A 26,097-nucleotide genomic window follows, 5' to 3' on the forward strand; every position below is an offset into this window, starting at 1 on the left:
GCTCCGTTCTTATCGACAATCGCCGCCCTGTGAAGCTCAGAACGACACGCGCGCGCCGATCCACAAGGTTCGTGGTGTCGCGCGCTCGACGATCCCCGCCGACGAGATCGCAGCGGGCACCAGTTCGTCGAACAGATTCTCGCCGCGCGCCTCGATGCTGATCGCATCCGCCAGCCGCCACGACAATCCCGCGTCGAACGTCAAGGCGTCGCCAAGGACCAGCAGCCCCAGATCATCTTCATTCTGCCTGCCAATATAGCGCAGCGTCGCAAAACCGCTCAGCGGGCCGCGGGCGTTACTGCGCAGCGAAACGCTGGCGCCGTGTTTGGCGATCTGTGCCGGACGGCGCCCGTCGAGCGCCGAGGCGGCGCGCGCCGCATCGACCGTCGCATCGGTCAACGCATAGCTTGCGCGCAGCGTCAGAAAATCGATCCGCTGTTCGGCGCTAATTTCGATCCCCTTGGTGTCGATCGCATCGAGATTCTGCCGCTGGTTCAGATTGGGCGCCAAGGTCACATTGGCGATAGCATTACTCAGATGATTGACGAACAGGGTCGCCGACAGCTTGGTGTCGTCCCGCTTCCAATCGACGCCGACTTCGCCGCCCCACAGCCGTTCAGGCTTCAGCATCTCGTTCGCGGTCGTGACCTCGGCCCCAACGCGGAATGGGCGATAGAGTTCGTTCAGCGTCGGCAGGCGCCAGCCGCGATAGACCGCGCCGCGCAGCGACAAGGCATCTTTCGTCCACTGCACCCCGGCGCGACCACTGGCTTCCCAGCCCTGCCGAGCGGCGAAGCGCAGGTCGGTGATAACGGGACCGGCGATGTTGCGCTCAAGCCGATACCCCTCGCCCAGCCACCAGCGATCGACGCGGCTACTGACCGTCCAGACCAGGCCATAGTCGCGGTACCCCGACGTCCATTCGGCGAAAGCCCCGACGGTGTCGCTGTCGCCGCCCGCCATGCGGTGGCGACCGGGAACGGTCCCGGCAAAAAAGAAGTCCTCTTCGGTGCGGCCCGTCGTGCGGCGCCAGTCGGCCCCGATCCGCAGCGGGTTGGCGCGGCCGATGAGCGGGCGAAATTCGACCCGCGCGCCAAGGCCCGTGGCCGGAACGCGCTGGAACAACGCGGGGGTCACGCTGTTACGGTTCGCCGCGACGCTGGCAAAGCCGCTCTCGAAATCGCGCAGCTGGACATAGGCCAGCGCGAACAGCTGATTGGCCCGGTACGGATCATGGACAAGGCGCAGGCTCGCATCGATGCCGTCAACCCGGCTGGTCGTAAAATCTGTGCCGCGATCACGCCGGTCCGCAAAACCGCGGACGCTCGCCTCGATCCGGCCGCTCTCCCCCGCGTCGAAGCGCATGCGCACGCCTAGCCCGCCCTGCTCGTAAGGCGCCGCGCGATCAACGCTGCCGCGCTGGCCATCGGCAATCGGGATAAAGCCATCGCCGCGGCTATAGCGGCCGTCGACCGCGACCTCACCGCCGCCCAGTTCGCCGCCGACCGATGCCGATGCGTCCCAGCTATCGCGGCTGCCAAAGGCCAGACTGGCAGTGCCACCATGGATCAGATCGGAATGCAGCCCGACCGTGCCCGCTAGCGCCCCCGGCCCGTCGGCACCGCCGCCGCCACCGCGCGTGATCGTGACGCCGCGCAGGTTGATCGCGTCATAAGCGGTCCACGCGACCCAGCCGCCGAACGGATCGGCCTGCGGGATCCCATCGAGCGTCACCAGCGCGCGGCTCGACGCATTACCGCCGAGCCCACGCAGCGTCACCCCCTGGCTGGTCGGATTTGCCGTCCGCCCGTCCGATCGGCGGAACTGGACGATCCCGGCTTCGTCGCGCAGGCGGTTTTCGACGCGGGTGCCGAGGCCGGGGCTCAGATTTTCGATCAAACTGGTCGACTGCACGGCGTCGGCGGACGTCAGCGGCAGCGCGCCTGCGCCGTTGACGACAATCTCAAGTCGTTCCTGCGTCGTCCGCGCGCGACAGACGATAACCTCGTCGAGGACGTCGTCGTTTGTTGGCGAGGTGGCGGCATCCTGCGCCGCCACCGACGCCGGCACGACCAGCGCCGCGACACCCGCGAGCAGGCGGATCACGCCGCCTTGACCGCGTCGGGATGCGCCTGTTGAAACGCCGACAGCTCCATGCACGCGGCATCGATCGCGACCAGCCGCGGAAAGGCGTCGAGCGGCACTTCGAACCGGCGCGCATTGTACATTTGCGGGACAAGACAGCAGTCGGCGATCCCCGGCGCATCGCCCCCCAGATAGCGCGCGTCGCCGGCCATCGCCTCGAGCGCCTCGAACCCCTGCGTGATCCACGTCGCGATCCAGCGGTCCTTGGTCTGCTCGTTCAGCCCCAGGTCCTTGGTCAGATATTTGAGCACGCGGAGGTTGTTGAGCGGATGGATGTCGCTTGCCACCACCTGCGCCTGCGCCAGCGCTACGGCGCGCGGCATCGCTTCGTCGGGGATCAGCCGTGGTTCGGGATAGGCACGGTCGAGCCAGTCGATGATCGCCATGCTCTGGATGATCGGCTCGCCATCGACGGCGAGCATCGGGACAAAGCCCTGCGCATTCTGTTCAAGATAGGCGTCGCTGCGCTGTTCACCCGCGATCAGGCTGACCTCGACGCGTTCATAGTCGAGCCCCTTCAGGTTCAGCGCGATGCGAACGCGAAAGCTGGCCGAGGAGCGGAAATAATCGTGGAGGACGAGTTTCATCATAAGCTTCAGCGCGTCCCTATCTTGTCGTCATCCCGGCGCAGGCCGGGATCTCATCGTCGCGACCTGACGCATCGTCGAGATCCCGGCCTGCGCCGGGATGACGCATATGGGCGGAAACTGTTTCGTTCAAGGCCGGGGGAAAGCTAGTTGCTTGCGCCCCTCGGCATTTCCGCAATCCACTGCCGCAGCAACGCGGCGCCCTCCTTATGCACGGTCGATCGTCCGACCTCGGGCATCGCGATGCCGGGGTCGATGCTTTCGAGGCGATAGATCATGAAGCTGTGCGCGGGGTCGCCCGGCGCGATCGCGAAATCCATCCCGCCGCTGCCGCGCCCCGCCGCGGTCGGGCGCTTACCGATGCCGTAATTCACGCCGCCCGGATCGTCGGTCCAGCGCAGGAACAGCCCGCTGTTCGACGCGCTGCCCGCCGGATTGTGGCAATGCGCGCAATTGACGTCGAGATAGGCGCGCGCACGGTCCGCGACGCTGCCCGCCTTGGGGTCGTCCCATATCGGCATGGTCGGCTTGAGTGCCGCCGGATTCTCGAAATAGCGAGCGCGTACCGCGTCGGAAGCGGCGGGATCGAGGATGAAATTGCGCGCCTTTGGCCCGATTGGCACGATCTCGCCATTCAGGCTGTGGCATTCCTTGCACTGGTTCTTGTTGGGAACCGCGTAGCGGATGCTGTGCGTCTCGCCATCGGGCGATTTGAACGTCACCGGCACCCGCCGCCCACCCAGCGCGAGCGTCGCATCCTTGCCATCGGCGTCCCAGATATAGGGCAGCGCGACCCAGCCCGAAGCGCGGTGGATCAACAGGCGCGTCTCGACCGGACGTCCGCCGCCCACGTCGTTCCAGCCGAAGCTTTTGACGAGCACCGTGCCGACCGGGAAGTCGATGACTCCATCGCTCCCGACCCTGGCCTTCTTGCCCGCCGGGATCGCGATGAAGCGGTGCTTCTCGGTATAATCGCTGAACAGCGGCGCGCGGAGTGTGTAGGCGACGCCGGTCGACGGCTGCCCTGGATCGTTGCCGCGGAACAACCCGAAGGCCGACAGCTTTGGCGGCATCGCATCGCTCTCGACCAGCGCTTGGTCGACCCCGGGTGGCGCAAAGGCCGCGCCGCCGCTTGCACATAGCAGCGTCGCAGCAACCGCAGCCAATATCCGCTTCACTTGACCTTGGCCTCCATGCTTTCCGGCAGGGTGATTGCTGGCAGCGCGGCGGGCGGCGTCCCCTTCGACAGGTCGGCGGGGGCAGGTTTGGCTTCGCTTTGCGGCGTCTTTACGTCGGGCAGGTTCAGCGACAGCACGCCGACCTTGTCGAGCACGACCGCATCGCCCGACCCGTCCCATAGCACCGGCGGGATCGCGCCGCCCATCGCCGCCGCGATCATGTCACCGCCGGGAAACTTCGGAGCATAGCCCGCCTTGCCATGCTGGTTGCCGCGCACGACGATCGCGCGCGGCAGCGGCTGATAGTTCGGATCCTTATGCTCGTAGCGATAGCCGACGATCATCACATTGGCGGTGCCGTTGTCGGCGAACACATTGTCGAAAATTTCGACATTGCGATTGGCCATCACCAGCACCCCGGTGCCGGTCGGCACGCTCGCGACGATATTGCCCTTTGGCGCAAAATTGGGCGTGCTGTTGTCGTTGACGATATTTTCGAACACGCGGACATTATGCCCGCCCTGCATCGGCAGGCTGGGCAGGTCGAACACCAGGATGCCGCCGGTGTTCTTGGTCGCGATATTGTCGTGGACGTCGGCGTTATAGCTGTTCTCGATCTCGATCCCCGCGACATTCTCGGTCGCGATCGAATCGCGGACGATGATATTTTTCGACTGGCCGACATAGATGCCCGCGTCCGACGCCCCGCGCACATAGACGCTGTCGACCAGCACGTCGGTGCTTTCGACCGGGTAAATGCCATAGGCGCCGTTGGTTTCCTTCGGCCCCGCGGTCCATTCGACGCGCAGCTGGTGATAGACGATGCGGTCGGCGCCCTTCGACTTGATTCCGTCGCCCTTGGTGTTGAGCACCGCAAAATTGGTCAGCAGCACATCGTCGCTGGTGACGAGCAACCCCTCGCCCGCGCCCTGCTGGCCGGTAAAGTCGAGGATCGATCCGCCCTCGCCCGCCCCCGCGCCGCGCACGGTGACCCCGGCGACGTCGAGCGACAGGCCATCGGTCAGCGTCCATACCCCGGCGCCGAGCTGGACGATATCGCCGGGCTCGGCCAGAATCAGCGCCTCTTGCAGCTTTTCATTGGCGTCGGGCGTTGTCGCGCTGACGCTGATCGTCTTGGCGGCCGCCGGACTGGCGCCAAGCACCGCCAATACGCCCAGCGCCGCCGCGTGAAAGCCGTTGAATCGCATCGCTCTCTCCCCTGATTTTGGGAGAACATGCGGCAAGACTTGACGGATGCCAAGCGGGTTGCTGACATGCGTGTAGCTAAAAAACCGGGGAGAGGTCGCTTTGCTTACCAGATTATCATTGGCGCTTGTCGCGCTCATTGCCGTACCATCGATGGCCGCCGCGCCTGCGCCGATCGCGGGACGCTGGAAAACCGACGATGGCAAAGGCGTCGTCGTGATGGCGGCTTGCGGCAACAAGATGTGCGGACGCATCGAACGCATCCTCGTCAAACAGCCCGCGGGCGGCCAGCTTGACGAACGCAATCCCGACAAGGCCAAGCGCGGACGACAGATTACCGGGCTGCAAATCTATTGGGATCTGGTCCCGCACGGTGATGGCTGGAAAGGCGAAGGCTACAGCCCCGAAGACGGGCGATATTACAAGGCGCATCTCCGCGTGAAGGGCAGCAAGCTGACAATGAAGGGCTGCGTCAGCCTGTTTTGCCGCACCGTGACGTGGACGAAGATGAGCTGACCCAAATCCTCCCTGTCGCACAGCGATGGGGAGGTGGCAGCGCGAAGCGCTGACGGAGGGGCTTTAGCGCAACGTCGCCGCCCCTCCACCATCCCCGCTTTCGCGGGGACGGTCCCCCTCCCCATGGCTTCGCCACAGGGAGGAATTAACTAGCCTTCATCCCCCAATATCCAATCCACCCCTGCCGCGACGTGAATCCGCGTCGTGTCGTAGATCGGCAGCACATTGGCGTCGGGGTCGACCAGCATCACCAATTCCGTGCACGCCAGCACGATCGCCTGGATCTCCTGCTTGGCGATGTCGGTGATGAAGGTTTTCATCGTGCGCCGCGAAGCTTCGTTCGCCTTGCCCTGCATCAGCTCTTCGTAAATGATCCGGTCGATCTCGTCGGCGCGGCTCGCGTCATAGGGCGCCAGCGTCAGGCCGTGGCGGACAAGGCGCTGGCGGAACCAGGCTTCGGTCATCACATTGCGCGTGCCGATCACCGCCGCGGCCTTGATCCCGTCGGCCTTCATCTTCTCGCCGGTTTCGTCGACGATATGGATGAGCGGGATCGAGATCGCCGCGGCGACCTCATCGGCGACCTTGTGCATCGAATTGGCCGCGATCATCAGCGCGGTCGCGCCCGCGGTCTCCAGCCGCTGCGCCGAGGCGATCAGCACCTCTTTCGCATGCGCCCATTGCTCGGGCGTCGTCAGCCGCGACAGGTCGCAATAATTCAGGCTTTCGAGCAGGATCGGCGCAGAACAGGCGGTACCGAGGCGCTTTTGCACTCCCTTGTTGAGATGCCGGTAATAGAGCTCGGTCGATGCCCAGCTCATGCCGCCGATCAGGCCGATTTTACGCATTTGGATATTCAGTCCTCTTTAAAATCGTCGCCCCCGCGAAGACGGGGGCCGCTATCGTCCTTGCATAAGGTTGCCAGCGGCCCCCGTCTTCGCGGGGGCGACGTATAACTCAATGACCCCCGCCGTTCAGCGCTTTCACGATATCGTCGGTCATCTTCTTGGCGTCGCCGAGCAGCATCATCGTCTGGTCCATGTAGAAGACGTCATTGTCGACCCCGGCATAACCGACGCCGCCCATCGATCGCTTCACGAACAGCACGGTCTTGGCCTTTTCGACGTCGAGCACCGGCATCCCGTAGATCGGCGACGTCTTGTCGGTCTTTGCCGACGGGTTGGTGACGTCGTTGGCGCCGATAACGAAGGCGACATCGGCCTGCGCAAATTCGCCATTGATGTCCTCCAGCTCGAACACCTCGTCATAGGGGACGTTCGCTTCGGCGAGCAGCACGTTCATATGGCCGGGCATGCGCCCCGCGACCGGATGGATCGCATATTTGACCGTGACGCCCTCTTTCTTCAGCAAGTCGCCCATTTCGCGCAGCGCGTGCTGCGCCTGCGCGACCGCCATGCCGTAACCGGGGACGATGATGACGGTGTCGGCCTGGCTCATCAGGAAAGCGGCGTCGTCGGCGCTGCCCGGTTTCCACGGACGCTGCTCCTTCGATCCGCCGCCGCTCGCCGCGGCCTCGGCACCGAAACCGCCAGCGATCACGCTGATGAAGCTGCGGTTCATCGCGCGGCACATGATGTACGACAGGATGGCACCTGACGATCCGACCAGCGCGCCGGTGATGATCATCGCGGTGTTGCCGAGCGTGAAGCCCATCGCCGCCGCGGCCCAACCCGAATAGCTGTTGAGCATCGACACGACGACGGGCATGTCGGCGCCGCCGATCGGGATGATCAAGAGGAAGCCGATCGCAAAGCTGAGCCCGGTGACGGTCCAGAATACCCAGGGCGACTGGTCAACGGTGAAATAGGCAACGAGCCCGATGATCGCGGCCAGCGTGCCGAGGTTGATGATGTGCCGCCCCGGCAGCATGATCGGCGAACCCGACATATTGCCGTTGAGCTTAAGGAAGGCGATGACCGATCCCGAAAAGGTGATCGCGCCGATCGCGATACCCAGACCCATTTCGATGCGGCTGACGGTGAAGATCTGACCCGCCGCGTCGGCGATCCCGAAGGCTTGCGGATTGAGATAGGCCGCGGCTGCCACCGCGACCGCGGCGAGGCCGACGAGGCTGTGGAAGGCAGCAACCAGCTGCGGCATCGCGGTCATCGCGATCCGGCGTGCCATGACGATACCGATGACGGCGCCGATGCCGATCGCCGCCAGGATCTCGATCAGCCCGACCGGGTCGACCCCGGTATAGCTGTTGGTCGCGTCGCCAAATTTCATCGGCATATGCGTCAGCAGCGTCGTGACCACCGCGATGGTCATGCCGATCATGCCAAAGCGGTTGCCGCTTTGCGCCGTCGCCGGGCTCGACAGCCCGCGCAGCGAGAGGATGAAAAGCACGCCCGCAACGAGATAGGCGATGGCGGCCCAGGGGTTTACCGCGCCATGGCCGTCCGCCGCGGCCGCAAGGATCGACTGGATATCCATCTCAGCGCTCCTTCTTCTTGTACATCGCCAGCATGCGCGCGGTGACGGCAAAGCCGCCGAAAATATTGATGCTCGCCATAACGACCGCGGCCAGCCCGAGCCATTTCGACGAGGCCGAACCCGCGGCAGCGCTGGCAATCAGCGCCCCGACGATGATCACCGACGAAATCGCATTGGTCACGCTCATCAGCGGCGTGTGCAGCGCCGGGGTCACCGACCACACGACGAAATAGCCGACGAAGCACGCCAGGATGAAAATCGAAAAAATCGCGATAAAATCCACGGGCTCGCTCCCCTGCTGATTCCGTTTCGCGCACCTCTTGCCGCGCCCCGCGGAGCGTGTCGACTCCAAAGCGGCCAAAAAGAAAGGGCCGCATCTCTCAAAGATGAGAAATGCGGGCCAATTGCGAAATTAAATGTCGCGGGCGCCAAAATATCTTCCCCCTTGATGGGGGAAGGATATGGAGCCTTATCGCGAAGCGATTAGGCGGAGTTGGATGGGAGTGAGGGTGCGTCCTTCGACCATCATCCGAGGCCGAGAGCACACCCCCTCCGCTGCGACTAGGCGGCAAGCCGCCAAGTCGCGCTGCCTCCCCCATGAAGGGGGAGGATCGCCTTTGATTACATCTTGGGCACGAGGACGGCATCGATCACATGGATCACGCCGTTCGACTGGCCGACATCGGCCTGCGTAACCGCTGCCTTGTTGCCGCTGGCGCTGGTCAGGATGATCGCGTCGCCCGATTTGGTCGCCGCCAGATCCTGACCGTCAGCGGTCTTAAGGACCGCCTTTCCGCCACCGGCGGTAATTTGCGCCGCCAGATCGGCCGCGGTCAGCTTGCCCGGCACGACATGATATTTCAGCACGCCCGCCAGTACTTCCTTCTGCGCCGGCCGCATCCAGCCGTCCCGCGTCACCGGAGCGACTTGCGAGAAGGCGGCATCGGTTGGCGCAAAGACGGTGAACGGACCTGCGCCAGACAGGGTCTCGACCAAACCAGCCTGCGTTACCGCGGCCACCAGCGTCTTGTGAATAGGCGATGCCGATGCATTTTCGACGATGTTTTTGGTCGGCAGCATCTCAGCGCCGCCGACGGTCGGGTTGGCGCCCGCGGTCTCGACCGGGGTCGTTTCACCGGCATCGACGGTGGTCGTTTCGGTCGGTGTTTCACTCTTGCCGCCGCAACCGGCAAGGCCAAGTCCGACGGCGGCTACCGCCGCCAACAAAGTCGTGCGTTTCATAAACTCTCCTCTGGGTTCAGCATCAGCTCGCCGGAGCAGCTTCCGCGGCGGGGGCCGTTTCGGCTGGCGCGGCCGCGGGTTCGGCTGCGGCGGCGGGCTTGATTTCAGGGATCAGCACGCCGTTCAGGATGTGGATCATCCCGTTCGACTGCGCCACGTCGGCCTGCGTCACATAGCCGCTGCTGCCCTGGGTGCCGTCGACCTTGATGTTGCCCGAAACCTCGGTGAAGGTCAGCGGCTGGCCTTCGACCGTGGTCAGCGTTGCTTTGCCGCCACCCGCCTTGATCTTGGCATAAAGATCGGTCGAGCTGATCGCGCCCAGCACGACATGATAGGTCAGCACTTGGGCCAGCGCCGCCTTGTTGCCCGGATCCATCAGATAAGCGGTCATCGACTGCGGCACCGCGGCGAAGGCCTGATCGGTCGGCGCAAACACCGTGAACGGGCCGGTGCCCGACAGCGTGTCGGTCAAACCGGCGGCGGTCAGCGCCTTGACCAGCGTCGTATGTTCGGGCGACTTCGTTGCGTTCTGGACGATGTTCCAGCTATCGACCATCGCGCCCGCCGCGGCTTCGGCCTCGGCAGTCGTCGCCTCTGCAGCCTCGTCGGCGGCGCGGGCGTGCGCCGGGGCGACCATTGCCGCCGCAGTCAGCGCAAACAGAGGGACGGCAAAAAACTTCGCACGCAACATCGATCAATCTCCGGTTGTTGAAAGGACAGGGTTTCACACCCTGAACGCATCCTAACCGCCGAAAGTTGCAGGAAAAGGCCGAAATCGGGCTTTTCTTGCCCTAGTGCTACGCCAAAAGCCGCTCGTTCACGACCTTGCCGCCCTGCGTCAGGCGGATCGCGTTGCCGATCTCTTCGTCGAGCACGGGCTTGCCCGCTTCCTTGTCCCAAAAGGCCGACAGGAAGTTGAACAGGTTGCGGCTGAACAGCGCGCTGGTGTCGGCGGGCATCAATGCGGCGATATTGCTCGCGCCGATCACGGTGACGCCGTGGATGCGCTTGGCTTCGCCCGGCACCGATCCTTCGACATTGCCGCCGCTTTCGGCCGCCATGTCCACGATCACGCTGCCAGTGCGCATCGTCGCGAGTTGCGCGTCCGAAATCAGCCGCGGCGCGGGGCGCCCCGGGATCAGCGCGGTGGTGATGACGATATCCTGCTTGGCGATATGCGACGACACCAATTCCGCTTGTGCCGCCTTATATTCGTCCGACATTTCGGTGGCATAGCCGCCTGCGCCCTCGCCCTCGATCCCCGCGACGCTTTCGACGAAGATCGGCTTGGCGCCGAGGCTGAGGATCTGTTCCTTGGTCGCGGCGCGCACGTCGGTGGCGCTGACCTGCGCACCCAGACGGCGGGCGGTGGCGATCGCCTGCAGGCCCGCGACGCCGACGCCCATCACGAACGCCTTGGCAGCGCTCACCGTGCCCGCGGCGGTCATCATCATCGGAAAGGCGCGGCCATAGGCGTTCGCTGCCATCAGCACCGCCTTGTAACCGGCAAGATTGGCCTGGCTCGACAATATGTCCATCGACTGCGCGCGCGTGATGCGCGGCATGAATTCCATCGCCAGCGCTTCGAGACCGAGCTTCGCATACTCGTCAACGCGCGCGCGCTCGCCGAACGGGTTCAAACCGGCGGCAAGCCAGGCACCGTCGGCAAAACCGCTCAGTCCCTTGGGATCCGGCCCCTGGATCGCCAGAATGACGTTGGCGCCCTTGAGCACGTCGGCGCGGCTGGCGACGCTGGCGCCCGCGGCGCTATAGTCGGCGTCGGCCACCGATGCGGCCTCACCCGCCCCCGATTCAACGGCAACTTCGGCACCCAAGCCAATGAATTTCTTCACGGTTTCGGGGGTCGCGGCGACGCGGGTCTCGCCCGGGGCGAGCTCCTTCAGGACGGCGATGCGCATGCCAACCCGATCAGGAAATGATCAGGACGACAAAAACGGTCACGATCGCGGTGATGATCGATCCGACTTTCAGCAGGCTGAGGAAACCTGAATACGTTTCGGTTGCCGCCTTCATTTCCTGTTCCGCCATGGCTCTTTCCCCTTCAGTCGCCAGTTTCCGCGCACAGGCGCCAGGCGCCCGGCCCAGAATCGGCCTTCGCGCCGGTCTTAGCCACGCTGCCGCAGATGCTCAAGCGCGCTTTGGCCCGCGCGCCGCCCCGCAAAAGCCAAACGGCCTTAATCGCCCCTTTACCCGTGTGGCGTACATCACAGCGTTCAAGCGGAGAAATCGGCACGACAGCGCCGAACAAGGGCGGATTCGAAAACGATGGCAACCACGCGCGATACGCGAACAGTGATGATCGTCGACAGCGAGCCGGCGCAGCAACGCTTTCTGGCGGCGCTGGTATCGCGCGGCGGCTGGCGCAGCGTCGTTGCGGCGGACACCGACACCGCGCTCGCCAAGCTTGGCACCCAGGAAGGCATGGCGCTCGATGCAGTGCTCGTCGATCAGGGCGCGCCCGGCATGGAAATCGCCGAATTCGTCGCCGAATTGCGTCGCTGGCGCCCCGCCCTCCCCCTGATTGTCATCACCATGCGCAACGGGGTCGAGGTTGCGGTCGGCGCGATGCGCGCCGGGGCCAGCGACTTTGTTCAGAAGCCGATCGCGCCCGACCGCCTGCTCGAGGCGCTCGATCGCGTGGTATCGACCAGCGGTCCGCAGGGCGAGCTGCGCCCGCTGACCGAAAAGCTGCGGGCGCCGCTCGCTTTTGACGAGATCATCGGGTCGAGCCCGAACTTCCGCAGCGCGCTCGCCATCGCCGCGAAAGCCGCGCGCGCCCGCGTCCCGGTGATGATCAACGGCCGCCCGGGCACCGGCAAGGAAGTCTTTGCCCGCGCGATCCACAATGCGTCCCCGCGCGCCCGCGGTGCGCTGGTGATGGTCGATTGTTCGGCGGTCTCGCCGGGGCTGATCGGATCGGGGCTGTTCGGGCATGAACGCGGCGCCTTTGCCGGCGCCTTCGATCGTCAGGTCGGGCGGCTCGTCCAGGCCGACGGCGGCAGCCTCATCATCGATCATGTCGAATGTATCCCGCTCGAAACGCAGGCCAAGCTCGTCGAGTTTCTGACCAGCGGCGAGGTGCAGATGATCGGCGGCACGATCCGCCAGAGCGTCGATGTCCGCATCATCGCGACCAGCACCAGCCCGCTGGAAAAGCTGATCGAGGCGGGGCATTTCCGCGAAGACCTGTATTACGCGCTGTCGAGCGCGCAGTTCACCCTGCCGTCGCTGTCCGAACGCCGCGGCGACGTCGGCCCGCTCGCGCGCCATCTGCTCGCCCGCATCGGCGGGTTGCCGGGCATGGGGCCGATCGGGGTGACCGACGACGCGCTGCGCCTGCTCGCCGCCTATGCCTGGCCGGGCAATGTGCGCCAGTTGCAGGACGTGCTGTTCCGCGCCGCCGTCGGCAGCAAGACCGACGTGCTGACCAGCGCGGATTTCCGCGCCATCGAGGCGACGCTGGGCGGCGGCAGCCCGACCGGCGAAGGCGAGATTGCGATCAATGGCGAAGCGATCGGGGTCACCCTCTATTTGCCCGACGGCAACCTCCGCCCGCTCGAGGAAATCGAGGCCGATGTCATCCGTCTGGCCATCGGTCACTACCGCGGCCGGATGAGCGAAGTCGCGCGGCGACTGGGGATTGGCCGCTCAACACTGTACCGCAAACTCAGCGACCTCGGCATCGACACCGCCGCCTGAACCCGTTATCCGCGGCGGCATGTCGCTCCGCTTTTCCGATCGAACCGCCCTCGTCACCGGCCATGCCTCCGGCATCGGCGCCGCGACCGCCGCGCTGCTCGCCGCCGAGGGGGCCGAAGTCATCGGGGTCGATTTGTCACAAGGGCAAGACGTCACCGATCCGACGCTATGGGCCGGGCTCGCGGGCCAGCTCGCCGGTATCGATTTGGCAGTCGTGAACGCCGGGGTCTCCTCCGCCGCACCGATCGCCGAACTCGACTTTGCCGACTGGCGCCGCACCCTGTCGGTCAACCTCGACGGCGCGATGCTCAGCGTGCAGGCGGCAATGCGCGCGATGATCGGCCATGGCCGCGGCGGTGCGATCGTCGTGACCGCGTCGATCGCCGGCCTGAAGGCCGAACCCGGCACGGCGGCCTATGCCGCGTCGAAGGCCGGCGCGATCCACCTCGCACGCGTCGCGGCAAAGGAAGGCGCGCCGCACCGCATCCGCGTCAACGCGATCGCGCCGGGCGGGGTCGACACGCCGATCTGGGATGGCATGGATTTCTTCGGCCAGATGGTAACCGATCTCGGCAGCCGCGCCGCCGCGACCGCCGCGCTGGCGCAAATGGCCACGCCGCTGGGGCGTTGGGCGACCACCGAGGAAACCGCGCGTCAGATCGCCTTCCTGCTGTCCGACGACGCGGCGACGATCACGGGCGCGGTCCTTGCCGCCGATGGTGGCTATTCTCTATAATCAGCCGGTCAGCGCCGCATCGCGCAGCCCGCGCCACACGCGCAGCGCCTGCCGGTTCTCTGCAATATCGTGGACGCGCAGCAACTGCGCGCCCTGCGCCGCCGCCTGATAATGCAGCGCGACGGTGCCGCCAAGCCGCTGGTCAGCGGGCGCCTCATTATCGAGCGCACCGATCATCCGCTTGCGGCTCGCGCCGAACAGGATCGGACAGCCAAGCGTGTGGAACAGCGCGAGGCCGTTGATCAGCGCCAGATTGTCCGCAACACCTTTGCCGAAGCCCAGCCCCGGATCGACGATGATCTTCGCCGGGTCGACCCCGGCGGCCACGCACGCCGCAACTCGCTCGGCAAGCATGTCGTAAACGTCGAACAGGACGTGCCCATAATCGCCGCCCGCATGCAGATCGCTTTTCGCCGATGGTGCATGCATCAGCACGACCGGACAGCCCGCGGCCAGCACAACCTCCATCGCGCGGTCGTCATAACGCAGCGCCGACACATCATTGACGATCCGCGCCCCGGCAGCCAGCGCCGCCTCCATCACCGCGGCCTTGCGCGTGTCGATCGACACCGCGACACCGCCCTTCGCCAGCGCCGCGACGACGCCCTCGACGCGCTGGATCTCGTCGCCGTCCCAGATCAGCGGGGCGCCGGGGCGCGTCGATTCACCGCCGACGTCGATCATCGCGGCGCCCGCGGTGGCCATCGCAAAGCCCGCGCCGGCCGCGGCTTCGACATCGACATGCTTGCCGCCGTCCGAAAAACTGTCGGGGGTGACGTTGAGGATACCCATCAGCTGCGGCTCGTTCAGTCGCACCGTGCGTTCGCCCAGGTGCAGCGCGCCGCGCGGTCGCAGCACCCCGGCGTGCTGCGCCGTCGCCGCCTGCGCCAAGGCATCCGGCATCGCCGCGATCCAGTCGGCCCATTCGGCCACGGTCACGATCCCCGATTTGACGCTGGCCCCATCACGCAGGCTGATGTTCCACGCGGCGAACCAGACCATAGAATCGGCGATCCGCAGACAATTGTCGTCGAGCTCGTGCGGCCGGTCGATGAAACAGGTTGGGCGGCAATAGATTTGCGCGGTGGCGGACGAAGCGCCAAGGTCGGGTTTCGTCAGTGGCGCAAACATCCCCATCCCCTTAACCGTCTGTGCTGAGTTAAAGCCGCGTGTCCCCGCGAAGGCGGGGACCCATCTCCGGTCGGTTCAAGATGGCACCGGCAGGTGATGGGCTCCCGCCTTCGCGGGAGCGCAGCGCTTTTATCAAAGTCTATTGATTTCTCTACGCCTCGTTCGCCAGCAACCAATCCTGCCGCACCGCGTCGATGACGCGCAATTCCTTGCCATTGTCGACGTGCCAGAAGGTCCAGCCGTTGCAGCTCGGCGCGCCCTGCACGCCTGCGCCGACCTTGTGGATCGATCCGGCGGGTTGGCCTTCGCAGTCGAGGCTGCCGTCGACGCGCACCTTCGCCTTCCAGCGGCGCTTCGTATCGGTGAGCAGCGTACCCGCCGCGATCATGCCGCATTCGACGAGCGTGCCGAACGCGACGCGCGTCGCGGCTTGCGGCGCCATCATCGTCTTAACCGCGCTTTCGTCGAGCGGCAGCGCCATTTCGATGCGTTCTTTCGCCGCGGCGATATAGTCATCCTCGCGCTCGATGCCGATGAAATGACGGCCAAGCCGCTTGGCGACCGCCCCGGTAGTCCCGGTCCCGAAAAACGGATCGAGGATCACGTCACCGGGGTTCGAACAGGCGAGAAGCACGCGATACAGCAAGGCTTCGGGTTTCTGCGTGGGATGGACCTTGTGGCCGCCCTTTTTCAGCCGCTCCTGCCCCGCACAGATCGGTATGAGCCAGTCGCTGCGCATCTGCAATTCGTCGTTCAGCGTCTTCATCGCACGGTAGTTGAAGGTATATTTCGCCTTCTCGCCCATCGACGCCCAGATCAATGTTTCGTGCGCGTTGGTGAAGCGCGTGCCCTTGAAGTTGGGCATCGGGTTCGCCTTGCGCCACACGACATCGTTGAGGATCCAGTAACCGCGATCCTGCAGCGCCGCGCCAACGCGGAAAATATTGTGGTAGCTGCCGATCACCCAGATGCTGCCGTTGGGTTTCAGGATGCGCTTCGCTTCCTTGAGCCAGGCGTGGGTAAAGCGATCATAGGTCGCGAGGCTGTCGAACTTGTCCCATTCGTCGTTGACCGCGTCGACCTGACTGCCGTCGGGGCGATGCAGGTCACCACCAAGCTGAAGATTGTACGGCGGATCGGCAAAGATCATGTCGATCGACGCCGCGGGCAGCGAGCGCATCATTTCGATGCAATCGCCCTGCAGGATGCTGTCGAGCGGCAGCTGGGCGGGCGCAATCTTCGCGGCCCGCTGCTTTACCGCCGGGGTCTTCACCCGTTCCATCACACCCATGTTCTGCCCCCGCGAAGATCCGAAAGAAGCCCCTGATGAGTCCGGCGGAGTCCGCCGTCAAGCGCAGAATCCTAGGGATTCCGCGTGACCAAGTGGTTAACGGGATGAGAACGAAACGAGTCTGACACAGCATATGGAGTCGGCCGTGACTCGGGGACTCAACGGGTGGTGGTGTGGCGATCAAGACTCACCCGCAAAAATAATTTCAATCCTCCCTGTGGCGCAGCCATGGGGAGGTGGCAGCCCGCAGGGCTGACGGAGGGGCGATGGCGACGCGTCGTTGGCCCCTCCACCATTCGCTTCGCGAACGGTCCCCCTCCCCACCGCTTCGCGGCAGGGAGGATTATCATATCCCCGGATCGACCCCGGTCAGCTCGATCGACCGCTGCCACAATTCGCGCGCCAGCTTCGGGTCGCGCGCGTCGCGCGTCGCGCGCGCCGGGCCCGATCGTCCCGACACCTCGCCCAGCCCCTGCGGCCCCAGATAGTCGCCACCCTGCACATGCGCGCCCGTCGCTGCCTGCAATGTGGGCCAAGCCCCCTGTGCGGCGCTGTTGAAAAAGGGGCCGGCGAGCGGGGTCAGTGTGCGCAGCGGCAGCGGCAGGTGCCGCGTCAGTTCGGTCAGTGCGACCCCGGGGTGGCATCCGATCGCCTGCGTCGCGCGGCCCGCCGCGCTCAGCCGGCGGTCGAGTTCGAACATATGGAGCAGGTTTGCGAGCTTGCTCATCTGGTAGCGGGCCCAATTATGATAGCTGCGCGACGCCGACAGGTCGCTGTAATCCATCGTGCCGCTCTTGTGCGCGATGCTGCCGGTGATAACGATCCGGTCGTCGACATGGCGGTGGACCAGCCCGGTGAAGGCAAAGGTGCCAAGGTGGTTGACCCCGAATTGCAGCTCATAGCCCTGCTTCGTCAGCGTCCGCGGCGGGATCATCACCCCGGCATTGTTCACCAGCACATCGATGCGCGGCCCCGCCAGCACCGCCTGGGCCGACTCCCTGACCTGATCGATGTCGGCAAGATCGAGCGGCTGGAACGACAGCTCGGCTTGCGGGACGTCGGCCCAGATGCGGTTCATCGCCACCTCGGCCTTGTCTTCATCGCGGCAGGCAAGCACGACATGCGCGCCGCGGGCGGCGAGAACTTTCGTGACCTCGAACCCGATTCCGGCATTGGCACCGGTGACAAGGACGCGGCGTCCCGTTTGCATGCCGACATCGTCGGCCGAAAATCCTCTGCTCATCGCCTGTTCCCCTCTTAGGCTTCGGGCGGTCAGACCAGTTGCATTTGTGCGACCGGGGCAAAGCTGGTCCGATGGTGCGGCGTCGGGCCATGCTGGCGCAGCGCCGCGAGATGCTGAGCCGTACCATAACCCATGTTGCTCTCCCAACCAAAAGCCGGGAAATCGCGCGCGGCCGCAACCATGAAGCGGTCGCGATGCTCCTTCGCCAAAATGCTCGCCGCCGAAATGCACGGATGCAGCGCGTCGCCGCCGACGACCGCGCGCGCCGTGTAGCGCCAGCGCGGCAGGCGGTTGCCGTCCACCAGTACTTCTGCGGGCTCGAACCCCAGCGCCTCGACCGCGCGCGTCATCGCGAGGAAAGTCGCCTGCAGGATGTTGATCCGGTCGATCTCCTCGACGCTCGCCTCGCCGATCGCCCAGCGGCAGCGCGCCTTGATCTGGTCTTCCAGTTTGGCGCGGCGTTTTGCGGAGAGTTTCTTGCTGTCGTCCAGACCCTCGATGCCGCCGTCGCACAGCAACACCGCCGCGGCGACCACCGGTCCCGCAAGCGGCCCGCGCCCGGCCTCATCGACGCCGACGATCATTGGTTCCCCTCCCTAAGAGGGAGGGGAGCAGGAATAGCTACACCCGCCACGGCGGACACCTTCGATACTCCCCTGCCTGATACAGGCACAGCCGGTTACCCGCGGGGTCGGTGAGCCGCGCCTCGCGCCAGCCCCATTCTTCATCCTTGGGCATCTGGTCGAACCGCACCCCGCGGCGCGCGAGATAAGCGACCCAGGCGTCGAGCGCCCCGCTTTCGAGATAGGTCGTCGCGCCGACCGCCGCGCCATCGCCGACGCTGTCGTCAACATGGATCGACAGCGTCACGCCGTTCGCGGCCTCGAAGCGCGCATAGCCATTGCCCGGGCTATCGACGATCTGCTTCAGGCCCAGCTGCTTGTAGAAAGCCACCGACACCGCATAATCGCGCGCAGGCAAGGTGATCTGGTTGAGCGCCGGACCGGTGAACAGACCGTCGTTGCGGACATATTGCTGTCCCATCGGGCCATGCCCCTGCCCCAGCCCCGGCGCGCCCATCAGCGACAGGCGCACGAAATCGCGCGCGCGCGCGATCGCGGGTTCGAGCGGCATGCCCTGCGCCAGCCCGGTCGCGATCGCACTCGCGAGCGTGCATCCCGTGCCGTGGCTGTGCGGCGTATCGATCCGCGGCGCTTCCCAGCGCGCGACCTCGCCCTCGCCCGTTTCGAGCAAGCGGTCGACGATCGTTTCGCCGTCCGCATGGCCGCCCTTCACGAGCAGCGAGCAGCCGTGCGCGAGCACCGCATCCTCCCCGCCGAGCGCATCCAACTCGGGCAGATTCGGCGTCGCGACCATCGCGCGGTCGAGCAGCGCCTTGAACGCCGCGATCGTCGCTTCGTCGGCCAGCACCGACCCGCTTGTCGCGACCATCACCGGGTCGAACACCAGCGCGGCTTGCGCAAGGTCGGGCCGCGACAGGCGCTCCGCCACCGCTGCGGCGGTTTCCGCGCTGCCGATCATCCCGATCTTGACCGCGTCGACACCGATGTCCGACGCGACGCTATCGATCTGCGCCAGAACCATGTCGGTGGGAACCGGGTGGACGCCCTGCACCCCCAGCGTATTCTGCGCGGTGATCGCGGTGATCGCGGTCATCGCGTGACCGCCGAGCATCGACACCGCCTTGATGTCGGCCTGGATCCCCGCGCCGCCACCGCTATCCGATCCGGCGATAATCAGGACGCGGGCGGTCACCCCTTATGCTTTCGCTCCGTCGAAGCGGGGAATTTGGCCAGCGCCGCGCCTTCGCGCAGCGGGCGGTCGAGCAGGTCACCGCCGCAGTTGGGGCAGATTTCATCGAGCTTGTCGGCGCAATTCGCGCAAAAGGTGCACTCGAACGAGCAGATGAAGGCGCCGTGGAGATTGGCGGGCAAATCGCGGCCGCATTTTTCGCAATCGGGTCGCATTTCAAGCATGATCAGTCTCTTTCAGTTCTAAAAATCAAATATTTACGCTGCCGCGGCGCGCACTGCATCGCAGATCATGTCGACGACCTGCTCGACCTGTCCGGCATCGTCGCCCTCGGCCATCACGCGGATCAGCGGCTCGGTGCCCGAAGGCCGGATGACGAGGCGTCCGCGGCCATTGAGCGCGGCTTCGCCTTCGGCAATCGCCGCGATGACATGCTTGTCGTCGAGCGGCTTGCCACCCGCGAAGCGAACATTCTTCAAAAGCTGCGGGACCGGGTCGAACTGGTGCAGCAATTCGCTCGCCGGCTTGCCCGACGCGACCAGCTCGGCCAATACCTGCAGCCCCGCCAGCGTGCCGTCGCCGGTGGTCGCATGGTCGGACAGGATCATATGCCCCGACTGTTCGCCGCCGACATTGAACCCGCCCTCCTTCATCCGTTCGAGCACATAGCGGTCGCCGACCTTGGTGCGCTCGAGCCGCAGCCCCTCGCCCTCGAGAAAGCGTTCGAGGCCAAGGTTCGACATCACCGTCGCGACGACGCCGCCGCCTTTCAGCCGGCTTTGCCTCGCCCAACTCGCGCCGATCAACCCCATGATCTGGTCGCCATCGACGATCGTCCCCTTTTCGTCGACCACGATCAGCCGGTCGGCGTCGCCGTCGAGCGCGATGCCGATGTCGGCGCCGCTCGCGACGACGGTTTCCTGGAGCAGCGCGGGCGCGGTCGATCCGCATTGATTGTTGATGTTGGTGCCGTTGGGTTCGACGCCGATCGCGACGACGTCGGCGCCCAATTCCCAGAACACCGTCGGCGCGCTGTTATACGCCGCGCCATTGGCACAATCGAGCACGATGCGCAGCCCGTCGAGGCGCACCGATTCGGGCAGGCTCTGCTTCACCGCGTGGATATAGCGGCCCCGCGCGTCGTCGATCCGCTTGGCGCGGCCGATATGTCCGGCGTCGGCCAGCGTCGGCTGCACGGCCAGCAGATGCTCGATCTTCGCTTCGTCCTCGTCCGACAGCTTGTAGCCGTCGGGGCCGAACAGCTTGATACCGTTGTCCTGATAGGGATTGTGGCTCGCCGAAATCATCACGCCGAGGTCGGCGCGCATCGAGCGCGTCAGCATCGCGATCGCGGGGGTCGGCATCGGGCCGACCTGCACGACGTCCATGCCGACGCTGGTGAACCCCGCGACCAGTGCGTTTTCGAGCATATAGCCCGACAATCGCGTGTCCTTGCCGATCACGACGCGATGCTTGTGGTCGCCGCGCAGGAAATGCGCGCCCGCCGCCATGCCGACGCGCATCGCGACTTCCGCGGTCATCGGAACCTGATTGGTCAGTCCGCGAATCCCGTCGGTTCCGAAAAACTTGCGCATGCCACCTCTGCTACTTAAGCCGAGGGTCAGACCAATGCCTGCCCGGCTTGTTCCGGATGGCCCTAAGTCACCGCCAATTGCTTGGCAAGCTGGCCACGAATATCACCGGGAGAATATGGCTTGAAATCGGCATGGATCATCCTCTCGGCGCTGGTCGCCGGGATGCTGCTGGGGATCGCGATCGAAGTGATCGCGCCCGCCGCGGGAACCGCATCGCTCCCCTATATCGAACCGATCGGGCTGCTCTGGCTCAACGCGCTAAAGATGACGATCGTCCCGCTCGTCGTCGCGCTGCTGATCACCGGGATCACCGCGACCGCCGACGCCGCGCGCGCCGGCAAGCTTGCAGCGCGCGCGGTGATGATCTTCCTTGGCGCGATCGCGCTGTCGGGAACGATGTCGCTCCTGATGACGCCGCTGCTGCTTCGCCTGTTCCCGCTTTCGGCCAGCGCCGCCGAGGCACTGCGGAGCGGGCTTGGCGGTACGACCGAGACAGGGCCGTCGCCCACCTTTGGCGACTTCCTCCTTTCGCTGGTCCCGACCAATCCGATCGCCGCCGCCGCCGATACCGCTATCCTGCCGCTGATCGTCTTTACGACCATATTCGCCTTTGCGATCACCAAGCTCGAGCCAGCGCAGCGCGCAACCTTGTCGGGCTTTTTCAAGGCGCTCGGCGACGCGATGCTGATCGTCATCGGCTGGGTGCTCGCGCTCGCTCCGATCGGGGTGTTTGCGCTCGGCTATGCGCTCGCGGTCAAGGCGGGACTCGCGGCGTTCGGCGGGCTGATCCATTATGTGCTCATCCTGATGGGGATCGGGGTCAGCTGCCTCATTCTTGGTCTCCTGCTCGCCTGGCTGGTCGTCGGCATATCGTTGCCGCGCTTCATCCGCGCGATGGTCCCGACGCTGGCGGTCGCGATCAGCACGCAAAGCTCGCTCGCCAGCTTGCCCGCGATGCTCAAATCGTCGGAAGCGCTGGGCGTCGATCCCAAGAAAGCCGACGTCGTCCTGCCGCTCGCGGTCGCGCTTTTCCGCTTTACCAGCCCGGCGATGAACCTTGCGGTCGTCGTCTATGTCGCGTGGCTGTTCGGGGTCGAGCTCACCCCGTGGGAAATGGCGGTCGGGCTGGCGGTCGCGATGGCGGCCGCGCTCTCGTCGGTCAGCCTGCCGGGGTCGATCAGCTTCGTCACCTCGATCGCGCCGATCGCGGTGTCGATGGGCGTCCCCGTCGCCCCGCTCGGATTGCTGGTGGCGGTCGAGACCTTTCCTGATATTTTCCGCACCCTCGGCAATGTCGTCGGCGACGTCGCCGCGACCAAATTTGCCGCCGATGGGGTCGAGGAGCCCGAACCGACAGGAGAGACGCCATGAAATATCGCAAGCTCGGCCACGGCCTTGAAGTGTCGGCGATCGGCATCGGCTGCATGCCGATGATCAAAGGCGGCAATATCCTGTATGGCGAGGCCGCCGACTTGGACGAATCGACCGCGACCATTCACCGCGCGATCGACCTTGGCGTCACCTTCTTCGACACCGCGCAAATCTATGGCCCGTTCTCGAACGAGGAACTGCTCGGGCAGGCGATCAGGGGCAAGCGCGACGGCCTGATCATCGCGACCAAATTCGGCTTCAAATTCGACGGCAAGGCGATCGTCGGGGTCGACGGCTCGCCCGCCAACGCACGCGCCGCGTGCGAAGGCTCGCTCCAGCGGCTCGGCATCGACACGATCGACCTTTTCTATCAGCACCGTGTCGATCCCTCGATCCCGATCGAGGAAGTCGTCGGCGGGATGATGGAGCTGGTCCACGAAGGCAAGGTGCGGCACATCGCGCTGTCCGAAGCCGGCCCCGAAACGCTGCGCCGCGCCGCCAAGGCCGCGCCGATCACCGCGCTGCAAAGCGAATATTCGATCTGGGAGCGCGACATCGAGGACGAGATTCTGGGCGTCTGCCGCGAGAATGGCATCGGCTTTGTCCCCTATTCGCCGCTCGGCCGCGGCTTCCTCGCGGGGGCGGTGCGCAGCCGCGACGAACTGCCCGAGCATGACTGGCGCCGCAATGATCCGCGCTATTCGGACGAAAACCTGCCCGCCAATCTGGCGATCGTCGATGCCATTGGCGCGGTGGCGGACGGGCATGGCGTGTCAAAGGCGCAAGTCGCGCTGGCGTGGCTGCTCGCGCAGGGCGACGACATCGTCCCGATCCCCGGCACCAAGCGCCGCGCAACAATGGAGGACAGCGTCGGCGCCGCTGACGTCACGCTGACCGCCGACGACCTTGCTGCAATCGAAGCTGCGGCGCCCAAAGGCGGCACCAGCGGCCCGCGCTATGGCGAAATGGGCATGCGGATGGTGCGGTTGTAATAACCAATCCTCCCTGTCGCGCAGCGATGGGGAGGTGGCAGCGCGAAGCGCTGACGGAGGGGCGATAGCGCCAACGTCGCGGCCCCTCCACCACTTGCTTCGCAAGCGGTCCCCCTCCCCATGGCTTCGCCACAGGGAGGATTAGCTGGCGACCTGCCCGCCCAATCCCTCAACCTTCTCGACCAACGCATCGATTTTGTGATGCAGCCGCATGATCTCCAGCTCGGCGCGCAAATTGATCTCGTAATCGACGCTCGCCGTCAGCCGGTCTTTCGCCGCCTGCCGATTCTGGCTCATCATGATGATCGGCGCCTGCACCGCGGCGAGGGTCGAGAGCATCAGGTTCAGAAAGATGAACGGATAAGGATCGAACGCCATGCCCCAGCGCTCGAGCACTTCCGAATTGAGCAACATCCAGCCGAGCAGCACGAGCGCAAACACGATGATGAAGCCCCACGACCCGCCGACCGCCGCGACCTTGTCGGCGAGCCGATCGCCGGTGCTGGCCTGCGCATCGCCCATGTCGGCGGCGTCGCGGCTGCTCGGCGCGCGCTTGGCGATCGCCTCAACTACGCGGCCTTCTTCCGGATCGAGATCATCGAATGCGCGGCCCAGCAATCGCAGCGACAAGTCGTTGAGATGCATCTCCGCGTTCATTCGTCCCCTATCCGGTCCAGCGCCATATTCCAGCGACCATATAGCCAAGCGCACCATGCGCCCAGGTTGCGGCAATCCAAAGCACTATTCCGCCAAAGAGGGCGTGCGGCCGCGGGATCGCTTCGGCCCATGATGCCTTGCCCGAAAGCTGCCCCGCATAGGGCACAAAGCTCGTCCGTGCGGCCCAGCCGCGCCATGCCTCGCCCATCAGCCGCGCCTTTTTGACGTCCTGTCCCGCCGACCCGACGAGCGCGAGGAAGGCGATGGTGGCCGAAAGCACGATCTGCCCCGGCGTCGGCATCACCATGACATGCGCGATCGCCCACAGCGCAAACCCCCACATCATCGGGTGCCGCGTGATCGCGAACACGCCGCGCGGCGGGGCTTGGGCGGCCTCCGCCGCGCCCGGAGCGGCCAGGGCCGGATTGCCGATCAGCGATCCCATGAAGAGAATGCTCGCGAACAGCACGATCAGCGACGCAATGATCCACAATCCGTCGCCGACCGCCCACAGCGGCGGTTCGGGCGGCATCCCGCGCCAAGCCTGAACGACCATGATCAGCGTGGCGATCGCGACGATCGAATAGACGATCTGGAACCCCCGCTCACCCAGCCGACCGGCCAGTCCGGCGCGAAGCGGATGCGACAGCGCGAGGTGCGAGCCGACAAACAGCGCGCAGGTTGTGATCAGAAGCGACATCGGTTGCATGGAAAGCCCCTCACCTGCCTATCCCGCGGCACCCTAACACATCGACGCGCATTACCCCATGATCGTCATCCCGGCGAAGGCCGGGATCTCGCCCTCACGCTATAACGCGCCGGTGAGATCCCGGCCTTCGCCGGGATGACGCAGGGTTTTAGCGGTCATAAGCTTTGGGCAACGCGCCTTCCTGCGGCGTCGCATAACGATCGCGCAGGCGATCCTGCCGCGTCGTCAGCGACTGCGCCTTGCCGTCGATCCAGATTGCGGTCGGGCGGCTGCCCAGTTCCAGCGGATCATTGTCCCAGACGACAACGTCGCCGACGCGCCCCGGGCGCAGCGACCCGATGCTGCCCTCCATCCCGACCGCGCGCGCGGGTGCGCTGCTGATCGACGCGAACGCCTGATCCCAGGTCATCCCGCTGGCACCCGGCACACGCGTCAGCCCGACCAGATTGCCCGCATATTGCGTGGCATAGCCCATCTTGTGCGCATCATCGTCGTCGAACACCCCGACCGACACGTCGACGCCCGCGGCTTTCAGCCGTCCGGCGTTCGACTGCGTCGCGCCGAGCTGTTCAAAGCTCGACGGCAGGTCGGTCAGCGGCGACACCAGCACCGGCACTTTTGCTGCCGCCAGCTCGCGCGCCACCATCCAGCCCTCGGTCACCCCGACCAGCACCAGTTTCAGCGCCGGAAACTCCTGCCGCAGCTTCAGCACGTTGACGATGTCGGCGGCGCGATCGACGCGAACGAACAGCGGCGTTGTCCCGTTGATCACCTGCACCAGCGCATCGGCATCGGCGCGCTGGATCATCGCGTCATTGCCCCATTCTGCCCGCGACGCGGGGTTGCGGGCGTAGCTGCGCGCCGCGAGCAATTGTTCGCGGAAAAGCAGGAAGGTCGCGGCGCGGCTGCCGCCCGCCTTGGCCGATCCATCCTCGCCGAATGCGACGAACTGCAGCGCGCGCGGCTTGGTCACCATGTCCATGTCGTCGGCCAGATCGACGACCGCGCCCTGCCCGGCGAACAAGTTGCTGCTGCCCCCCGGCGCGACGATCGCCCGCGTGACTCCCGCCGCGCGATTGACCGCGACAGGCGATCCCATCGGGTTGAGCGCGGGCGCGATGTCGAGCCCCGCCGAAAAGCGCGTGCGCGGGGCATTGCGATCGTTGGTGCCGCCGACCGCATCGACTTCGACCAGCCCGACGCGGCTGAACGCTGCGACGATCCCCGGCGTGACCCAGCGGCCGCCCACGTCGACCCGCTCGATCCCGGCGGGCACCGCAACGCCCGCGCCTGCGGCCACGACCTTGCCGCCGCGCACGACGACGGTGCCGCTGTCGATCGGCGCGCTGCCGTCGCCGATGACGAGTTTGGCGTTGGTGATCGCGATGTCTTGGGCGGTAGCCGGTGCAGCCAGGACCAAGGCTGCAACCAGTGCGCCCCCCAACCCCGTTCGTGTCGAGTGAAGTCGAGACACGTCTGCGCCAGGCTTCGCGTCCCTCGACTTCGCTCGGGACGAACGGAGGTGAGAGATAGCGTTCAGGAGATACT

General features: G+C 65.6%; 26 protein-coding genes. 5 read left to right on the forward strand and 21 right to left on the reverse strand.

Annotated features, from left to right (window positions below; translation table 11 throughout):
* Positions 1-36 precede the first annotated feature (36 nt).
* The 4 genes from G9408_RS05190 to G9408_RS05205 all read right to left on the reverse strand — a co-directional run bounded on the left by G9408_RS05190 (position 37) and on the right by G9408_RS05205 (position 5,118).
* Entirely contained in the window at positions 37-2,106 is a 2,070-nt protein-coding gene (locus tag G9408_RS05190; RefSeq protein WP_168452968.1) for a TonB-dependent receptor, read from the reverse strand.
* Positions 2,103-2,735: a maleylacetoacetate isomerase gene (gene maiA / locus G9408_RS05195; RefSeq protein WP_168452969.1), complete on the reverse strand. Its 633-nt coding sequence runs from the start codon at positions 2,733-2,735 to the stop codon at positions 2,103-2,105. The genes G9408_RS05190 and maiA overlap by 4 nt, the downstream gene beginning before the upstream one ends.
* A gap of 143 nt (positions 2,736-2,878) precedes the next feature.
* On the reverse strand, positions 2,879-3,910 hold the full coding sequence (locus G9408_RS05200) for an SO2930 family diheme c-type cytochrome (RefSeq protein WP_168452970.1): 1,032 nt from the start codon (positions 3,908-3,910) through the stop codon (positions 2,879-2,881).
* Positions 3,907-5,118, reverse strand: coding sequence for a parallel beta-helix domain-containing protein (locus tag G9408_RS05205; protein WP_168452971.1), 1,212 nt, complete (start codon positions 5,116-5,118; stop codon positions 3,907-3,909). Before G9408_RS05205 ends, G9408_RS05200 begins: the two co-directional genes overlap by 4 nt.
* A gap of 151 nt (positions 5,119-5,269) precedes the next feature.
* On the opposite strand from G9408_RS05205, the gene G9408_RS05210 reads away from it, so the two are divergent.
* Entirely contained in the window at positions 5,270-5,632 is a 363-nt protein-coding gene (locus G9408_RS05210) for a DUF2147 domain-containing protein (RefSeq protein ID WP_168452972.1), read from the forward strand.
* Positions 5,633-5,781: 149 nt separating this feature from the next.
* On the opposite strand, the gene G9408_RS05215 is transcribed toward G9408_RS05210, so the two are convergent.
* From G9408_RS05215 to G9408_RS05245, 7 genes are all read right to left on the reverse strand, one after another.
* Positions 5,782-6,480: an aspartate/glutamate racemase family protein gene (locus G9408_RS05215; protein ID WP_168452973.1), complete on the reverse strand. Its 699-nt coding sequence runs from the start codon at positions 6,478-6,480 to the stop codon at positions 5,782-5,784.
* A 109-nt stretch (positions 6,481-6,589) separates the two neighbouring features.
* Positions 6,590-8,089: an NAD(P)(+) transhydrogenase (Re/Si-specific) subunit beta gene (locus G9408_RS05220; protein ID WP_168452974.1), complete on the reverse strand. Its 1,500-nt coding sequence runs from the start codon at positions 8,087-8,089 to the stop codon at positions 6,590-6,592.
* Position 8,090: 1 nt separating this feature from the next.
* On the reverse strand, positions 8,091-8,372 hold the full coding sequence (locus tag G9408_RS05225) for a proton-translocating transhydrogenase family protein (protein ID WP_088441687.1): 282 nt from the start codon (positions 8,370-8,372) through the stop codon (positions 8,091-8,093).
* A 338-nt stretch (positions 8,373-8,710) separates the two neighbouring features.
* Entirely contained in the window at positions 8,711-9,331 is a 621-nt protein-coding gene (locus tag G9408_RS05230) for a fasciclin domain-containing protein (RefSeq protein ID WP_168452975.1), read from the reverse strand.
* Positions 9,332-9,353: 22 nt separating this feature from the next.
* Positions 9,354-10,022 carry a fasciclin domain-containing protein gene (locus G9408_RS05235; protein WP_168452976.1) on the reverse strand — a complete coding sequence of 223 codons (669 nt, stop codon included), beginning with the start codon at positions 10,020-10,022 and terminating at the stop codon, positions 9,354-9,356.
* Positions 10,023-10,128: 106 nt separating this feature from the next.
* Positions 10,129-11,250: an NAD(P) transhydrogenase subunit alpha gene (locus tag G9408_RS05240; protein ID WP_168452977.1), complete on the reverse strand. Its 1,122-nt coding sequence runs from the start codon at positions 11,248-11,250 to the stop codon at positions 10,129-10,131.
* A gap of 10 nt (positions 11,251-11,260) precedes the next feature.
* Complete coding sequence (locus G9408_RS05245) at positions 11,261-11,380, reverse strand: aa3-type cytochrome c oxidase subunit IV (protein WP_120216060.1); 120 nt, start codon at positions 11,378-11,380, stop codon at positions 11,261-11,263.
* Positions 11,381-11,617: 237 nt separating this feature from the next.
* On the opposite strand from G9408_RS05245, the gene G9408_RS05250 reads away from it, so the two are divergent.
* Positions 11,618-13,051 (forward strand): sigma-54-dependent transcriptional regulator, encoded by a 1,434-nt coding sequence (locus G9408_RS05250; protein ID WP_168452978.1) that lies wholly within the window; start codon positions 11,618-11,620, stop codon positions 13,049-13,051.
* Between the two features lie 19 nt (positions 13,052-13,070).
* Positions 13,071-13,787 (forward strand): SDR family NAD(P)-dependent oxidoreductase, encoded by a 717-nt coding sequence (locus G9408_RS05255; RefSeq protein WP_168452979.1) that lies wholly within the window; start codon positions 13,071-13,073, stop codon positions 13,785-13,787.
* Here G9408_RS05255 and folP read toward each other — a convergent pair whose 3' ends face one another.
* The 7 genes from folP to glmM form a co-directional block, all read right to left on the reverse strand.
* The gene (folP, locus tag G9408_RS05260; RefSeq protein ID WP_168452980.1) at positions 13,788-14,918 is read right to left on the reverse strand and encodes a dihydropteroate synthase; all 1,131 of its coding nucleotides are present in this window, start codon (positions 14,916-14,918) and stop codon (positions 13,788-13,790) included.
* A 151-nt stretch (positions 14,919-15,069) separates the two neighbouring features.
* Positions 15,070-16,209, reverse strand: a complete 1,140-nt coding sequence (locus G9408_RS05265; RefSeq protein ID WP_168452981.1) for a site-specific DNA-methyltransferase — start codon at positions 16,207-16,209, stop codon at positions 15,070-15,072.
* Between the two features lie 346 nt (positions 16,210-16,555).
* Entirely contained in the window at positions 16,556-17,452 is an 897-nt protein-coding gene (locus tag G9408_RS05270; RefSeq protein ID WP_168452982.1) for an oxidoreductase, read from the reverse strand.
* A gap of 29 nt (positions 17,453-17,481) precedes the next feature.
* Entirely contained in the window at positions 17,482-18,036 is a 555-nt protein-coding gene (locus tag G9408_RS05275) for a ribonuclease HII (protein WP_168452983.1), read from the reverse strand.
* 37 nt (positions 18,037-18,073) lie between these two features.
* Positions 18,074-19,228: a bifunctional hydroxymethylpyrimidine kinase/phosphomethylpyrimidine kinase gene (gene thiD / locus G9408_RS05280; RefSeq protein ID WP_168452984.1), complete on the reverse strand. Its 1,155-nt coding sequence runs from the start codon at positions 19,226-19,228 to the stop codon at positions 18,074-18,076.
* A complete protein-coding gene (locus G9408_RS05285) occupies positions 19,225-19,449 on the reverse strand; it encodes a DUF1272 domain-containing protein (protein WP_037510600.1) in 225 nt (74 codons plus the stop codon). The genes thiD and G9408_RS05285 overlap by 4 nt, the downstream gene beginning before the upstream one ends.
* 33 nt (positions 19,450-19,482) lie before the next feature.
* The gene (glmM, locus tag G9408_RS05290; RefSeq protein ID WP_168452985.1) at positions 19,483-20,820 is read right to left on the reverse strand and encodes a phosphoglucosamine mutase; all 1,338 of its coding nucleotides are present in this window, start codon (positions 20,818-20,820) and stop codon (positions 19,483-19,485) included.
* Between the two features lie 120 nt (positions 20,821-20,940).
* Between glmM and G9408_RS05295 the strand changes: the two genes are divergently transcribed.
* On the forward strand, positions 20,941-22,191 hold the full coding sequence (locus tag G9408_RS05295; RefSeq protein ID WP_168452986.1) for a dicarboxylate/amino acid:cation symporter: 1,251 nt from the start codon (positions 20,941-20,943) through the stop codon (positions 22,189-22,191).
* Complete coding sequence (locus G9408_RS05300) at positions 22,188-23,183, forward strand: aldo/keto reductase (protein ID WP_168452987.1); 996 nt, start codon at positions 22,188-22,190, stop codon at positions 23,181-23,183. The genes G9408_RS05295 and G9408_RS05300 overlap by 4 nt, the downstream gene beginning before the upstream one ends.
* A 141-nt stretch (positions 23,184-23,324) precedes the next feature.
* Here the strand turns inward: G9408_RS05300 and G9408_RS05305 are convergent, their stop codons facing one another.
* The 3 genes from G9408_RS05305 to G9408_RS05315 form a co-directional block, all read right to left on the reverse strand.
* A complete protein-coding gene (locus tag G9408_RS05305) occupies positions 23,325-23,840 on the reverse strand; it encodes a DUF1003 domain-containing protein (RefSeq protein WP_168452988.1) in 516 nt (171 codons plus the stop codon).
* A 7-nt stretch (positions 23,841-23,847) separates the two neighbouring features.
* Complete coding sequence (locus tag G9408_RS05310) at positions 23,848-24,549, reverse strand: NnrU family protein (protein WP_168452989.1); 702 nt, start codon at positions 24,547-24,549, stop codon at positions 23,848-23,850.
* A gap of 148 nt (positions 24,550-24,697) precedes the next feature.
* Positions 24,698-25,969, reverse strand: a complete 1,272-nt coding sequence (locus G9408_RS05315; RefSeq protein ID WP_408021862.1) for an amidohydrolase family protein — start codon at positions 25,967-25,969, stop codon at positions 24,698-24,700.
* Positions 25,970-26,097 lie beyond the last annotated feature (128 nt).

The organism is Sphingopyxis microcysteis (assembly GCF_012274265.1).
GTDB classification, from domain to species: Bacteria; Pseudomonadota; Alphaproteobacteria; order Sphingomonadales; family Sphingomonadaceae; genus Sphingopyxis; species Sphingopyxis microcysteis.